Below are 13698 nucleotides of genomic sequence, written 5' to 3'. Positions count from 1 at the left end.
ACGGTGGGCCACACGCAGACACGACGGGACGGCACCTATCCGACCCGCCCCATCCACCTGATCGCCCATGATTCCGCCTGGCGGCCCGACGGACTTCGCCGCGCGGGCGCTTGCCAACAGCCTCGCCCGCGAACTCGGGCAACCGATCGTCGTCGAGAACCGCCCTGGCGCGGCCGGAACGCTGGGAACAGCCTTGGTCCAGCAAGCGCCGCCAGATGGCTATTCACTCGTTATGTCAACGCTCTCGACGCAGATCACCGGCCCGCTCCTCGTGCCCAAGCCGCCGTTCGACGGCGTCAAGGACTTCACGGCGATTGGCGGCTTCATGCGCATGACGGTCGTGCTACTGGTGAGCCAAAGTGTTCCCGTGGGCAGCTTCAAGGAGTTTGTGGCGTATGCCCAGCAGCGCCCGGACAAGCTGAACTATGGCACGCCGGGTATCGGAAGCGCTCCCCATCTTGTGACGGAGTTGATCAAGGATCGCACTGGCATTCAGATCACCCACATAGCCTACAAGGGCGGCGCGCCCATGCTGCAGGCACTTGTCAGTGACGAGGTGCAGTTGGCAGTCGGGGACCTGACGACCTCTATGGCCTGGATCAAGGCCGGCAAGGTGAAGCCGCTGGCAGTCCTCTCAGCGCAGAGATCTTCCTTGCTCCCGGTAGTGCCGACGCTTCTTGAAGAAGGCGTACTCGATGCTCCCGCAGATTTCTGGATCGGCCTGGCTGGCCCTGCGGGCATGCCGCCCGCTATCACTTCTCAGCTTCACGCGGCGCTGGGAAAAGTTCTCGACCAACCGGACATGCGCGAGTTTTTCGCCAAAAGCGGCGCCGAACCCTCGGCCACCAGCCCGAGAGAACTGCGGGACCTCTGGGCGATGGAACAGCAGCGATGGGCCGACGTCATCCGTACCAAGCACATCCGCGCAGAATGAGTTGTCGTATTGGAGCGAACGTGCCTACCCTGCGTCGACGTGCACCCAACCCGGCGCTCCAGACTCTGGCGCTAATTTTTAACGCGGCCTAGGCGACCGCTGCCAGAGTGCGGGGCCTGTCAGGCGGGAAGGTCGAAAACCGCGGACGCAGCTTCGCCTCGAAGGCGCAGACATCTCGTCCCCACAGCCCTGTATTCGATTTCAAAGGCCACTGCCTGCCGGGAGGCGCGACGTGAAAGCGCCGCCGCGCGCAGCAGCTCAAGCGAGCTTGCGCTTCTTGGCCGGCACTACAGCAGCGTCAACGTTGGTGGGAGCCAGCATCAGCATGATTGCGGCGCAGTGCTCATCAGCGAACTTCTTGTCCAATGGCAGATGCCGCATGAGCAAGCGAAAATAGATCGGCGCGTAGAGAATGTCCATCTGCAACTCCGAATCCTGATCGCTACGGATTTCGCCACGGCGGCGCGCTTCCTCGAGCACTTCGCGAACAACCGCTCGCCGACCGTACCAAAAGCGTTCGCGGAACTCGCGCAGCACATCGGGGTCGCTCTGCCCCTCGGCCATGATCTGCGAAACGATGCGCCCTGACCAGCCGCCGTACTCTTCAATGAGCAGGTGAACATGGCGCGTGAGAGCCTCTCGCGGGCTCTCGACCCTTGGCATGGGCGTGTGACTCACGTGGGTGTGCAGAAATGCTTCGATGACCACCGCGGCCTTCGAACTCCACCACCTGTAGATGGTCGCCTTGCCAACTCCCGCCTCGCGTGCGATCGACTCGATCGAGATCTGCTGCACGGGCGTCGTCTCAAGAAGCTTCAGCGTGGCCTCCAGGATGGCAGTGCGCGACGCATCGCTGCGCGCACGTCCGGGAGACCGCGCGCGGGGCGCGGAAAGACCCGGTGCGGCGGCCAGTTTCGCTGCGGCGGAGCGGCGACGAGCCGTCGCTGCGGTCCCTTGGGGAGTGGTTTTGGTAGGCACGGAAATCCCGGTGGCTATTTCGTAGGCTTCATTATCTGGGCGCCTTGCCATAGAAGCGTTATCCTGCCATGAAAAATGCCACCTCTCCACTTTGGGTGGGTGATTGTCAACCCTAGAACGCCATCAAGTCGCGAGCAACCCTCACGGGCCCTTGGAAGTGCTTTCGCACGCCTTCGATGAAGATCGAATCTGGCTCCTCACGTCCGGGTATCAGGTGCGTCAGCACGACCTCCTTGACGCCGGCATCCCGAGCCAGTCGGCCAACATCTTCGGCCGTGGTGTGGTCTTGCACCATGTGCTGGTAGAGGCCCTGTGCAAGCACCGGCGGAAGCTCCCGCTGCAACAACTGTTCGATGGATGGCAGGTCCACGACTTCATGGAACAGGATGTCCGCGCCGCGAGCAAACTCTGTCATGGCAGGACACCTGCCGGTGTCGCCACTGAAGACGATCACCCGGTCCGGGGTCTGGAAGCGGAATGCAAATGACTTGTCGTCTCCGCGCTGGCCGCCTGCCGGATCCGGATGGAAGTGACAGTTTTCCACGGCCGTGACGGTGACAACGTCGTCCTTGACAACGAGACCGGAACCTTTGATGTCGTGAGCCTTGAACATGTCCTCAGGTCGACGAAGGCCCTTGGCATCAGCCATGCGGATACGGGCATTTGGGGCAAAGTACTGCAGAAACCCGCCTAGCATGCGTTCAGTACCCGCTGGTCCCCACACGTGAATGTCCGCCCGACGACCGGTGCTCCACGCGAGCCCCATGAGCGTTCCCCAGTCGGCATTGTGATCATCGTGGTTGTGCGTGATGAAGATGTTATCCACCTTCCTCACATCCAATCCCGCGGCTAGCAACTGGCGTCCAACGCCGTTCCCTGCATCCACCAGATACACACGGTCCACGACCACGACAGCGTTGGCGGGCTGAGCGCGTTCCAAAGATAGCACGGGCCCACCGACCGTACCGAGCGTGAAAACGCGCGTCTGTGCAGTCGCAGCAACGCTGGCGAAGGTCAGGATCGTCGCAACGAGGGCCGAGCGCAGTTGTTGTGTTTTCACTTGAAACCGGCTTCGGCGTTGGCATCCAGGTCGAGCAAAACGAAAGCCATCCGGCAGGGCTTGCCGGAGCGGTTCGCCCAGCTGTGGTTGGTCGCGCGCTGGATCAGAATGTCGCCGGCGCGCATGAGCGTCTCGCCTTCATCCATGAGGGCATGGATCTCGCCCTCCAGGACAATTGCATAGTCAAGGGAGTGCGTCTTGTGAAACCAGAAGTGGCGGGCCTCGGCCTTGTCCCGCACCCCATGCTCGTCGAGGAACTGCGCCAGTTTCTCCGGCTTGTAGCTCTCATCGGGCGGGAAATCGACCACGCGAAGCAGAGAGCCCCCCTTGGAATGAAAGGCGAACGTTTGGCCGGCGGGGGCCGGATCAGGACCGGGCGCACTGGCTTCACCGGTCACCCAAAGCACGTGAGCAAGCGGGGTGTGCGGGTTCGTGGTGTGGTTCGGCGCCGGTCCATCCGACACGAAGACGGATTTGCCGCGCTCGTTCTCGCCGGTGACGATGCGACGCACCGGCCGCGGGTGTGCGGTGGCTTGCTCGTGTTGTTTCTCGATCGTAGCTTCAGTATTCACGCCCAGATTCCTTTTATGGCGGTATTTCGGATAGCTTGGTCTAGCGCGAACTGCGCAATCACACTGGCTTGGACACCGGCCTCGGCGTCAAGGGCCCGACGCACAAGTTGCGCTGGCTGCCAAGACCTTCGATGGACGACTCCATTACGTCACCATCCCGAAGGAATCGGTTGTAGTGAGTGCCGTTCCCTGCAGGGGATCCAGTCGCGATGAGGTCACCAGGCCAGAGTTGGACATGCGAGGTGATGTACTCGATCTGCCGCGCCACGTCGAACAGCATGTCGGCGGTGGATTCGTCCTGCATGGTCTTGCCATTCAGCTTCAGTGTGATGCGCAGATCCTGCGCGTTGTGCACGAAGCAGCTAGGTACGAGGACAGGGCCGAACGGCATGAAGGTTGGGGCAGACTTGGACCTCAGCCAATCGGTCCCCAGCATCTTGTAGTCCGTGCGCGCGATAAGGTCGCGCGCAGACACGTCGTTCACGATCGCATAGCCGGCGACGTAGTCCAGCGCCCGCTCTCGGCCCACGTCTCGAGCCGGGCGGCCAATGATGACTGCAAGTTCCAATTCCCAATCGGGCTTGAGGGTGGTTGCAGGAATCACGACGGGATCGAAGGCTCCCGTGATGGCCGAAGGCAACTTTGGGAAGACGTAGGGCTCGCCGTGTGCCGCCCGCTCGTCCATCATGTCTTCGGCCCATTTGCGCAGCGCCGGCCCCTCGAGCCCCGGCGGTCCCACGCCCATGTCCAGCGTGAGGTCGACCACATGCTTGCGGTAGTTGGCGCCAGTGCAAAGCACCTGCCGGGGCAGATCCACCGGGGGATGAACCCGCAGTTCCGACATGGGCAGCTCGCAAGGATGCTGCGCGGGCAAACCCTCCCTCAGCGCGCGCAGCGCAACCAGGTTGGGGTCCCAGTCCTGGAGCAGTTCCAGCACCGCAGCCTTCGCAGACCATTTGGCTCCGCAACCGACTGCCGCCTCATGCAGCGCATGCAAGGGCAGCACGCGATTGTCGATGCACATGGCGGCAAAGCGTTCGCCGCCAGCGCTCGAAAAGGTCCCGAGGGAGAATGTCATCATGGGCTGCTTACATGAAGGGCTTGCGCGGTGTCGGCCACCAGGTGTCTTGCTCGCGAGTGCCCATGCGATTGCGCAGCACGCCCACGCCTGCGACCTCCAGTTCAACGACGTCGCCGGGGTTGAGGCTGCGGCCGAGCTCGAGCGCCGAGCCATTTCCCATCGTCCCTGAACCGATCACATCGCCCGGCTGCACATGGTCGCCCAGCGACACGTAGGCGATCAGTTCTTCGACGCTCCAGAGCATCTCAGAGCTGTCGCCCTCGCCCCATGTCTCGCCATTCACTCGAACGGACATACGGATGCGGTTGAGGTCAGGGAATTCATCGATCGTCGTGATCCACGGGCCGATGCCATAAGCAAAGTCCTTGCTCTTGGTAGGGCCCATCCCAATCGCGAACTCGTTGGCCTGCAGATCGCGAGCCGAGAAGTCATTGAAGATCGTTACGCCGAACAGGTGCGAGCGTGCGGTGTCGGGGGTGATATTGTGGGCGGTACGGCCCATGACCCACCCAATCTCCAGTTCGTAGTCCATCTTGTCGGCACGGGCCGGCCACGGCACCTCGGCTTCGTGGCCGATCACCGTCCAGGGTGAGCCCTTGAAGTACCCAGGCACCTGCAGCAACGCCGGCGCAGGCGTCAGCTTCATTCGCTCATGAAACTGCCGAATGTGCTTCACGAAGGTCAGACCGTCCCGCACGACGGAGGGATCGCAAGCGGCAGCCCACTTCAGACCTTCCATTGGCGTTGAGGCATCGTCCCCGTGCCGGATCGTAGCTTCGTGGGCCGTCTCAAGGAATTCCTCTCCAAGAGCAATCGCTGCGGACATGCTTTGGGGGAAAACGGCTGAAGCGAACCGCAGGGCGGCCTCGCGACTCGCTCCGCGCGACTGCTGCCTCAAGATCTCCGCAGCGCGCAGGTCGATCACGCGAGATTGCTCCGGCTGCACCAAACAGATACGTTGAACCGGGCCATCGAGCCCCTGCAACACAAATCTTCCGAGTTTCACTTCGACTCCTAGGGGTAAACAATTGCGATACTGTACGTCTCGTTTCTACGCGTTCAGTTCGGTGTTTACCCTATGAAGACGGAGCACGATTCGCGGGCTCCAACAATTGACTTGCTTGCGGATGCGCCTTATAGTTTATTCGATACGCCTCGTATCACATATACCGGGTATGCGCAGTCCTCTGCTGCTCTGGCCCACCCCCCACTTCTCAACCTCTGGCAGTCATCACATGAGCAAGCGTCTTCCCGTCATCATCTCCTGCGCCTTGACCGGCGCCGCAGACACCCGGGCGAAGAATCCCGCCGTTCCCGCGTCGCCTCAGGAAATTGCGGACCAGGCCATCGACGCCGCGCACGCCGGTGCATCCATCGTCCACATCCACGTGAGGGACCCAGCGACGGGCAACGCATCCACCAAGTTCGGCTACTACGAGGAAGTTGTCCAGCGCATTCGCGCCTCCCGCTGCGATGTACTGATCAACCTTACGACCGGGCCAGGAACGATGCTGACGGTACCCACCGATGCACCGTTTCGAGTGGAGCCAATCCCCAACGCCGAATTGATGACGCCGAGCGAACGGGTTGCGCACGTCGTCAGCCTCAAGCCGGACATCTGCAGTTTGGACGTCGCCACCATGAGCTTTGGCGATGCGGTTTTCGTCAATCCACCCAACCACCTGCGCGAAATGGCGGCGGACATTCACGCATCCGGTGTCACCATGGAGCTAGAGGTGTTCGACTTCGGCCATGCCCGTCTGGCAAGTCACCTCATCGCAACCGGCGCTATTCCGAAGAGCGCCTACTTCCAGCTGTGTATGTCTGTCCCCTGGGGCGCACCTGCCACGCCAACGGTCTTGGCCGAGATGCAGCGGCTACTACCGCCAGGCGCTCATTGGAGCGCCTTTGGCGTCGGCCCAGACCAGTTTCCAATGGTCGCGCTGGCCTCCATCCTCGGAGGCCACGTACGGGTGGGCCTCGAGGACAACCTGTACGTATCTCCGGGAAAACTCGCGCGCGACAACGCGGAGCTCGTTGCCAAGGCTTCTCGGATCATCGAAGACCTCGGGTACCAAGTCGCCACACCCGACAACGCACGTACGACCCTGTTGGGTTAAATCAGGATTGCAGCGCGATGTCGGATACCAATTTGGCTTTAGACAATCCCACCCGTGCCTTCATGGCAGACGCGACGGCAGCGGGAGGTAGGAACGTTTCGCTGGACATCAATCCCGCACTGGCCAGTATGTCGGCCCTGCTGGTAGAAAGTGAAGGTGGCGAACTCGTCTTCAGATTCACTGCTCCGCAAGGCTCCACTCAGGGCAATGGCGTGGTGGGCGGGGGAACCTTGGCCAACATGCTGGACTTGGCGATGGCCATGGCAGTGCTGGCCCGACTGAAACCGGGCCACACATGCTCGACCATCAGCTTGACGGTGAACATGCAGAGCGCGGGCCAGCAGGGTCATTTTTTCGCCGTCGCGCGAGTCGACAGGGTGGGGCGGCAAATTGCCTTCGCAGAGGCCCGGCTTTTTGACGCTGAGCGCTCGCGCCTCATCGCGAATGCGACCTCCTCGCTTGCTGTGGTTCCCATGCGGCCGTGAGAGACGCGGCGCACCCCAGCGGCAAATAATCAAGAGTCATCTGGGCCAGTGGTCGGGGTAATCTTCAAAAGTTCGCTTCACCAGTTCCCGAATCCAAACAACGGCAGGATCATGGTGAAAGCGAGGATGCCAATGCTGATTGAGGGCGTATGGCGCCAGCTCCACGGGTGCCTGAACGACACGCACCGTGCCGTAGCGTTGAAAGACGTTGGCCAACTCGAGGGGGACGGTGGCGATCAGATCTGGCTCCTGCTCCAACAGCAACGGCACGGTCAAAAAGTGAGGCGTCGCCAGGAATATCGTGCGCTTGATGCCCTGCTCCTCGAGCGCGTTGTCGTAGGGATCGCCAGGCCTTCCGGCGAGCGATACGACCACATGTGGCATCTGCTCGAATTGCTGCAACGTCAGCCGTTGCCCAACGCTTCTGTTGCGGGCACTCACGATCGTCACCAACGAGTGCATGAACAAGCGCTGCCGATAAAGACCTTCGGGCGCGGTTCGGATCGAGCCGAGCGCGAGATCTGCCTCTCCGGAGGAAAGCAGTCCTTCAATTTGCTCGGACGGAACCTGCAAGGTCCGAACTCGACAGTCAGGAGCGAGAACTCGGAACTGGTTCAGCAACGGGGGCAGGAATACAAGCTCGCCCATGTCCGTCATGCAAAGCGTAAACGTTCTGCGCGAGGTGGCCGGATCGAAGGCCGCCTCAGACAGGATACGCTGCCTGATGGCCGCGACGACGTCTACGACCGCGGCTTTCAACGCTTCCGCCTTTCGGGTAGGAACCATGCCCTCGGGCGCCTTAACAAACAGCGGGTCGTCGAAAAATTCCCGCAGCCTGTTCAAGGCGTGACTGATGGCGCTTTGAGTGACCCCCACCCCCTCGGCGGCACGTGTAACGCTCTGCTCGCGCAACAACGCGTCAAAGATCGTCAGGAGATTGAGGTCCAGGTGCTTGAAGCGGGCATCGTTTGTCGACATGGAGGCAGTTAAGGTTCAGGGTGCGCAAAGAATGAACACTGTTCATTTTCGATATGAGCGCCATGAGGTTGACTCATTTCGAGCCCAATCGTATCGTTATTGCTCGCCCGCGCAAGTCGGGCTTCACAGGAGACAAGCAATGTTTATAAAGAACACTTGGTACGTCGCGGCATGGGACAACGAAGTCCAGCCGGACGGGCTCTTCGCGCGCACGATCATCGGCGTCCCTATCCTGATGTACCGTACCTCCGACGGCAAGCTGGTTGCCATGGAAGATCGTTGCTGCCATCGAGGAGCACCGCTCTCTGTGGGCAAGCGCGAGGGCGATTGCGTCCGTTGCATGTACCACGGCCTTAAATTCGATTCGACCGGCCGATGCATCGAGGCGCCTGCGCAGGCTCGAATCCCTCCTCAAGCCAAGGTTCGAACTTTTCCTGTCGTCCAGCAGCACCGTTGGGTCTGGATATGGATGGGGGACCCTTCAAAGGCCGATCCCAAGCTGATTCCTGAGACGCCGTGGCTTGACCATCCGGACTGGCGGGGACTGGATGGCTACATCCACTACGACGTCAACTATCTCCTCATCTGCGACAACCTACTGGATTTCTCCCATCTCCCGTTCGTGCATCCGACTACTCTCGGCGGCGGCGTGGACTACGCCGAGCATCCTCCCAAGGTCGAACGGCTTGAAAACGGTGTCCGTATCACGCGTTGGGCGTTGAATACCGAACCGCCCCCCTTCGTGAAAGCCGTGAAAGACTGGACAGGAAAAGTAGACCGCTGGAACATCTACAACTTTACGATCCCCGCCGTCCTCCTCATGGACTCAGGTAATGCCCCAGCCGGCACTGGCGCGCCGGAGGGCCGCCGAATCGATGCAGTCGAGTTCCGGGGGTGCCAAGCGATCACGCCCGAAACTGAGAACTCTACGCACTATTTCTTCTCGCATCCGCACAACTTCGCCATCGACAAGCCGGAAGTGACGAAGTCGATTCACCAGAACGTAGTGACCGCCTTCGAAGAAGACAGAGCAATCATCACAGGCCAACAGAAGAACCTCGCTCTGGACCCTGAGTTCAAGATGATGCCCTTCGCCATGGATGCGGCTCTGTCCCAGTTTCGGTGGGTGGTGGCACGTCGCCTCGAGCAGGAGGCCGCCGAAACCTCTGCAGCGGCGGGCACCGTGCAACCCATCACACTGCATCGCCAGCCCTCCTGATCATGCTCAATGTAGTTGTCAAACGCCTCACTCATGAGGCGGACGGGGTGCTGGGCATTGAATTGCATGCCGCCGCCGGCGGCCCTCTTCCCCCCTTCGCTGCAGGCTCCCATGTAGATGTGCATCTACCAGGGGAACTGTGCCGACAGTACTCCCTCACCAATGGTCCCCACGAACCAGAGAGATACTGCCTCGGGGTAGGCTTGGCGCACGATTCTCGTGGCGGTTCCAGGCACGTGCACGAACGTCTTCGCGCGGGTGACGAGCTACAGATCAGTCCGCCGCGGTCCCTGTTCGGGCTTCACCCCCAAGCCGAGGAGCATGTCTTCATCGCTGGCGGCATCGGCATAACACCGATCATGAGCATGATCGAAGAATGCAAGGCCGCCGGTCAGCGCTGGCGGCTTCTCTACTGCACACGCACGCGCTCCCGAGCAGCCTACCTCTGGCGCTTGGCGCCGCACTACGACCAGGTGCACTTGCACGTCGACGAGGAGCAGGGACGGCCTGCCGATCTCGCCCTCTTCTTGCGATCCGTACCGCATGCCGCGCATATCTATTGTTGCGGCCCTGCCCCGCTGATGGATGCGGTAGGACTCGCAGCCGCAGACCGTCCTTCAAACTCCGTGCATTTCGAGAGATTCACGGCCGGTGGCGCTCCAGCCAACGCAGCTGCGGACGGTTCGTTCCGAGTGAAGCTAAGCCGCCAAGGAACCACCCTGACGGTGCCGCCTGGCTGCTCGATTCTTCAGACGCTCGAAGACCACGGGATTGAGTTGCCCTGCTCGTGCCGAGAAGGCCTATGCCGCACCTGTGAGACCCCGTTGTTGGCCGGCAAGGCCGATCATCGCGACTTCGTATTGAGCGACGAAGAACGCAAGGCGAACAAGTCCATCATCCTTTGCGTCTCTCGCGCGTTAGACGACGAGTTGGTGTTGGATCTCTAATTTACGTCCAGAAAAACGAGGACAGAATTTCGACCGTGAGCCTGCCGCATGCGCATGCAGGCGCTCTTCCTTCAATAGGGCTTCGCTGAACCGGATCGCCTGCTCCACTTCCAGCGACGAGTCCCCCTTCTCACGACCGCCGCCACCGCGGACTGGAGGCAAAGATCCTCACTCAACGCCACGCTCCGAGCAGTTCGAACCCCCGTAGTCCCGATGAACATCCTTACACGATCATGAACAAAGTCTTTGCCTCCCACGCTGACCTGGAAGAGAAACCTGTCAGCTTCACAAAACTTTCCGACAACGCCTACGCCTACACGGCCGAGGGCGACCCCAACACTGGCATCATCATTGGTGACGACGCGGTAATGGTCATTGACACCCAGGCCACCCCCGTGATGGCGCAGGACGTGATCCGCCGCATCCGTGACGTGACCGACAAGCCGATCAAGTACGTGGTGCTCAGCCACTACCACGCAGTGCGCGTGCTAGCAGGGTGCTGAAATACCTCTGCCACCGGTCGACGCGTGACAGCCTCAAACGTTAGAAGTTGATCCCCCGACAGTTGCAAATCAAGACCCAGACGATGCGCGGAGCCGATACCTTCACCGAGAGCTTGTTCACGATGCGCCGCCTGGAGGACTTCGTACCCGCCAATCATCCGCTGCGCCCCATCCGCGCGTTGGTCAATGAAGCGCTGCTCAAGATGGATAACCTGTTCGCCGGCATGTACGAGGCCGACATCAAGGGCGGGCGCCCCAGCATCGCTCCAGAGAAGCTGCTGCGCGCGATGCTGCTGCAGATCTTCTTCAGCGTTCGCTCGGAGCGCCAGCTCATGGAGCAGACCCAATACAACCTGCTGTATCGCTGGTTCATCGGCCTGGCCATGGACGATGCGGTCTGGGTTCCCAGCGTCTTCACCAAGAACCGCGAACGCCTGATCGAGCAGGACGCCATCATCGAACTGTTCAACCACATCGTCGAAGCAGCTGGTCGCAAAGGCTGGCTGTCGGGCGAACACTTCAGCTTCGATGGCACCCTCATCCAGGCGTGGGCCAGCCACAGGAGCTTCGTGCGCAAGGACGGCGGCGGCGACGATGATGATGCGGGCAACAACTCGACCGGTAGCACCAGCTTCAAAGGTCAGACCCGCAGCAACGACACCCACGCCTCGCGCACCGATGGCGATGCGCGGCTGTACCGCAAGGGCAAGACCGCCAGTGAGCTGCGCTACATGGGCCATACCCTTTCGGACAATCGCCACGGCCTGATTGCCAACGCGATGGTCACACAAGCCGACGGCTTTGCCGAACGCGAAGCGGCCAAGGTGATGATCAGGGATGCCCGCCAGGCCACCGCGAGTCCGGATGCCGAGGTCACGCTCGGTGCGGACAAGGGCTACGACGCGCAGGAGTTCGTCCAGGCATGCCAGGACATGGGCGTGATACCGCACGTGGCCCAGAACACTTCCGGGCGGCGCTCAGCAGTGCCCGATGCCATCGCTGCGAGCGAGGGCTATGCGCTGTCACAGCGCAAGCGCAAGCTCATCGAGCAGGGCTTTGGCTGGGCCAAGACGGTGGGCGGAATTCGTCAGGTGATGGTGCGTGGACTCAAGCGCGTGGACCACCTGTTCGTGCTGACGATGACGGCCTACAACTTGACGCGCATGCGTTCGTTGGGACAAATCCGTCCGCAGGGGCTCTGAGGCAATCAGAGGATCGCAAAACACCCTCAAATCAGCGAAAACGGCTCCCGAAATCGCCGCTTACTCCACCATGTGAAAAGCGAGTCTTCGCCGAAGAAGATGACACGCTTTGGAGGGGAGTATTTCCGCATCCTGCTAGGCGCCTCGGGGTACCAGCCTGAGCACATCGTCGCCAGCCGCGACACCTATGACTTGATAGTCGATCGAGGCGAGCAGGACAAGGCGAGCGAGATCGGTCGCTTTCCTCGATTGTTCCAGTCCGTTGAATCCGTTCCACCGGGCCTCACCTGGCCGACGATGACATTCGAGGGACGGATGTCGATCTGGCTGGGCAAGCTGGAAGTGCAGCTTATCCAACTGGGACGGGGGCACACCAAGGGCGACACGGTTGCTTGGTTGCCGCAGCAGAAGATCCTGTTCTCCGGCGATCTGGTGGAGTTCGACGCCACCCCATACGCCGGCGACGCCTATTTTGAAGATTGGCCCCACACGCTAGACAACATCTCCGCACTGAAGCCAGTCGCGCTGGTGCCCGGTCGCGGTGCGGCCCTCACCACGCCCGATCAAGTGATGCAGGGCTTGGCCGGCACGAGGAGCTTCATCTCAGACTTGCACACAGCGGTGAAGGCCGGCGTGGCAGCGGGCAAGAACTTGAACGCCATATACAAAGACACCTACGCGGCGCTTAAGCCCAGTTACGGGCACTGGGTCATCTTCGACCACTGCCTACCTTTCGACGTGACGCGCGCCTTCGACGAAGTTACGCAGCACCGGGACCCGCGCATTTGGACTGCCGAGCGTGACCGCGAAATGTGGGCTGCGCTTGAGGGCTGAACCGGCAGAGACAACTCCATGACCACTACCAACTACCAAGAATCCGTCTTCGCCTACCGTCGGAGCGCCGACCAGGATGCACCTCTGCCCGTGCGATATCCTGTGGTAGTGGTCGGTGCCGGCCCGATCGGCCTCTCGCTGGCAATAGACTTAGCGCAGCAAGGCGTGGCTGTCGTCCTTCTCGACAAAAAGATCTCAGTGCCACTATCGCTTCTGCGGCGGAAGCGACGAATCAAACGGGGATTCAAGCCGCCGGCAAGCTGGCGCTCGCGGAATCGCAGTCCGAGGAATCCGACACGTCGTCAGCCGGACGCAGAGGGCCGCGTTGTTCGATTGGTTTCGACAAGTCGACGTGCCCTCGAAGGCTGAGGTGCGTGGCGAGTCACGCGACCAGTATTTCGCGGTCCCGATTGCCGCCGCAAGGGGCTGAACCTCTCCAGAGCTGGAGAGGAATGCTGCACTCCGCTGATGTAGTCGTGTACGGACAATCGAAAATTGTCCGAGCTGGGTTGCTGTCTGAAGTACGCAGCCCAAAAATGAAGGTTCTGTCGCGCTAAGCCGAGGTTGGTAAGCTGAGGCGGAACTGTTGACTGGACGAAAACGTGATCGAGGCTTTGCGCAAGGTGATCAAGCGGATGCATTACCCGCTGGAGGTGATGCTGGTGTGCGTGCGATGGTACGCGGCCTATCCGCTGAGCCTGCGGCACATTGAAGAGATGATGGCCGAGCGCGGCGTATCTGTCGATCACGCCACGGTCCATCGCTGGGCGATCAAGATACTGCCC

General features: G+C 61.1%; 12 protein-coding genes and 4 pseudogenes. 10 read left to right on the top strand and 6 right to left on the bottom strand.

Annotated elements, in window-relative coordinates; genetic code table 11:
* The first annotated feature begins 67 nt into the window (after window positions 1–67).
* Window positions 68–934: a Bug family tripartite tricarboxylate transporter substrate binding protein gene (locus tag AC1DYD_RS22955; protein ID WP_478175056.1), complete on the top strand. Its 867-nt coding sequence runs from the start codon at window positions 68–70 to the stop codon at window positions 932–934.
* Window positions 935–1192: 258 nt separating this feature from the next.
* Here AC1DYD_RS22955 and AC1DYD_RS22950 read toward each other — a convergent pair whose 3' ends face one another.
* The 5 genes from AC1DYD_RS22950 to AC1DYD_RS22930 all read right to left on the bottom strand — a co-directional run bounded on the left by AC1DYD_RS22950 (window position 1193) and on the right by AC1DYD_RS22930 (window position 5631).
* Window positions 1193–1963 carry a TetR/AcrR family transcriptional regulator gene (locus AC1DYD_RS22950; RefSeq protein WP_478175055.1) on the bottom strand — a complete coding sequence of 257 codons (771 nt, stop codon included), beginning with the start codon at window positions 1961–1963 and terminating at the stop codon, window positions 1193–1195.
* Window positions 1964–2024: 61 nt separating this feature from the next.
* On the bottom strand, window positions 2025–2972 hold the full coding sequence (locus AC1DYD_RS22945) for an MBL fold metallo-hydrolase (RefSeq protein ID WP_478175054.1): 948 nt from the start codon (window positions 2970–2972) through the stop codon (window positions 2025–2027).
* Window positions 2969–3544, bottom strand: a complete 576-nt coding sequence (locus AC1DYD_RS22940; RefSeq protein ID WP_478175053.1) for a cupin domain-containing protein — start codon at window positions 3542–3544, stop codon at window positions 2969–2971. Before AC1DYD_RS22940 ends, AC1DYD_RS22945 begins: the two co-directional genes overlap by 4 nt.
* A gap of 58 nt (window positions 3545–3602) precedes the next feature.
* Window positions 3603–4622: a fumarylacetoacetate hydrolase family protein gene (locus tag AC1DYD_RS22935; protein WP_478175052.1), complete on the bottom strand. Its 1020-nt coding sequence runs from the start codon at window positions 4620–4622 to the stop codon at window positions 3603–3605.
* Between the two features lie 10 nt (window positions 4623–4632).
* Entirely contained in the window at window positions 4633–5631 is a 999-nt protein-coding gene (locus AC1DYD_RS22930) for a fumarylacetoacetate hydrolase family protein (RefSeq protein WP_478175051.1), read from the bottom strand.
* A gap of 229 nt (window positions 5632–5860) precedes the next feature.
* On the opposite strand from AC1DYD_RS22930, the gene AC1DYD_RS22925 reads away from it, so the two are divergent.
* Together AC1DYD_RS22925 and AC1DYD_RS22920 are read left to right on the top strand one after the other, a co-directional pair.
* Window positions 5861–6745: a beta-keto acid cleavage family enzyme gene (locus tag AC1DYD_RS22925; RefSeq protein ID WP_478175050.1), complete on the top strand. Its 885-nt coding sequence runs from the start codon at window positions 5861–5863 to the stop codon at window positions 6743–6745.
* 17 nt (window positions 6746–6762) lie between these two features.
* Window positions 6763–7230 carry a PaaI family thioesterase gene (locus tag AC1DYD_RS22920; protein WP_478175049.1) on the top strand — a complete coding sequence of 156 codons (468 nt, stop codon included), beginning with the start codon at window positions 6763–6765 and terminating at the stop codon, window positions 7228–7230.
* A gap of 36 nt (window positions 7231–7266) precedes the next feature.
* Here AC1DYD_RS22920 and AC1DYD_RS22915 read toward each other — a convergent pair whose 3' ends face one another.
* Window positions 7267–8208, bottom strand: a complete 942-nt coding sequence (locus AC1DYD_RS22915) for a LysR family transcriptional regulator (protein WP_478175048.1) — start codon at window positions 8206–8208, stop codon at window positions 7267–7269.
* A 139-nt stretch (window positions 8209–8347) separates the two neighbouring features.
* Between AC1DYD_RS22915 and AC1DYD_RS22910 the strand changes: the two genes are divergently transcribed.
* The 7 genes and pseudogenes from AC1DYD_RS22910 to AC1DYD_RS22880 all read left to right on the top strand — a co-directional run.
* On the top strand, window positions 8348–9427 hold the full coding sequence (locus AC1DYD_RS22910; RefSeq protein ID WP_478175047.1) for an aromatic ring-hydroxylating dioxygenase subunit alpha: 1080 nt from the start codon (window positions 8348–8350) through the stop codon (window positions 9425–9427).
* Between the two features lie 2 nt (window positions 9428–9429).
* Window positions 9430–10374, top strand: a complete 945-nt coding sequence (locus tag AC1DYD_RS22905) for a PDR/VanB family oxidoreductase (RefSeq protein WP_478175046.1) — start codon at window positions 9430–9432, stop codon at window positions 10372–10374.
* A 233-nt stretch (window positions 10375–10607) separates the two neighbouring features.
* A pseudogene (locus tag AC1DYD_RS22900) lies at window positions 10608–10862 on the top strand (MBL fold metallo-hydrolase); the annotation flags it as partial.
* Window positions 10863–10960: 98 nt separating this feature from the next.
* Entirely contained in the window at window positions 10961–12079 is a 1119-nt protein-coding gene (locus AC1DYD_RS22895; RefSeq protein WP_478175121.1) for an IS5 family transposase, read from the top strand.
* A 132-nt stretch (window positions 12080–12211) separates the two neighbouring features.
* Window positions 12212–12913: pseudogene (locus AC1DYD_RS22890) on the top strand (MBL fold metallo-hydrolase); the annotation flags it as partial.
* An 18-nt stretch (window positions 12914–12931) separates the two neighbouring features.
* A pseudogene (locus AC1DYD_RS22885) lies at window positions 12932–13099 on the top strand (FAD-dependent monooxygenase); the annotation flags it as partial.
* Between the two features lie 449 nt (window positions 13100–13548).
* Window positions 13549–13698, top strand: a pseudogene (locus AC1DYD_RS22880) (IS6 family transposase); the annotation flags it as partial.

The organism is Variovorax sp. P4_B11, from assembly GCF_056402355.1.
The sequence above is the reverse complement of the archived record's forward strand: the minus strand, read 5'-3'. Positions and strand labels throughout refer to the sequence as shown.

What these genes read in the sequence shown, in the direction of transcription:
- AC1DYD_RS22955 (WP_478175056.1), top strand. Translation starts at nt 68, where the DNA reads ATGATTCCGCCTGGCGGCCCGACGGACTTCGCCGCGCGGGCGCTTGCC.
- AC1DYD_RS22950 (WP_478175055.1), bottom strand. Translation starts at nt 1,963, where the DNA reads ATGGCAAGGCGCCCAGATAATGAAGCCTACGAAATAGCCACCGGGATT.
- AC1DYD_RS22935 (WP_478175052.1), bottom strand. Translation starts at nt 4,622, where the DNA reads ATGACATTCTCCCTCGGGACCTTTTCGAGCGCTGGCGGCGAACGCTTT.
- AC1DYD_RS22925 (WP_478175050.1), top strand. Translation starts at nt 5,861, where the DNA reads ATGAGCAAGCGTCTTCCCGTCATCATCTCCTGCGCCTTGACCGGCGCC.
- AC1DYD_RS22920 (WP_478175049.1), top strand. Translation starts at nt 6,763, where the DNA reads ATGTCGGATACCAATTTGGCTTTAGACAATCCCACCCGTGCCTTCATG.
- AC1DYD_RS22915 (WP_478175048.1), bottom strand. Translation starts at nt 8,208, where the DNA reads ATGTCGACAAACGATGCCCGCTTCAAGCACCTGGACCTCAATCTCCTG.
- AC1DYD_RS22910 (WP_478175047.1), top strand. Translation starts at nt 8,348, where the DNA reads ATGTTTATAAAGAACACTTGGTACGTCGCGGCATGGGACAACGAAGTC.
- AC1DYD_RS22905 (WP_478175046.1), top strand. Translation starts at nt 9,430, where the DNA reads ATGCTCAATGTAGTTGTCAAACGCCTCACTCATGAGGCGGACGGGGTG.
- AC1DYD_RS22895 (WP_478175121.1), top strand. Translation starts at nt 10,961, where the DNA reads ATGCGCGGAGCCGATACCTTCACCGAGAGCTTGTTCACGATGCGCCGC.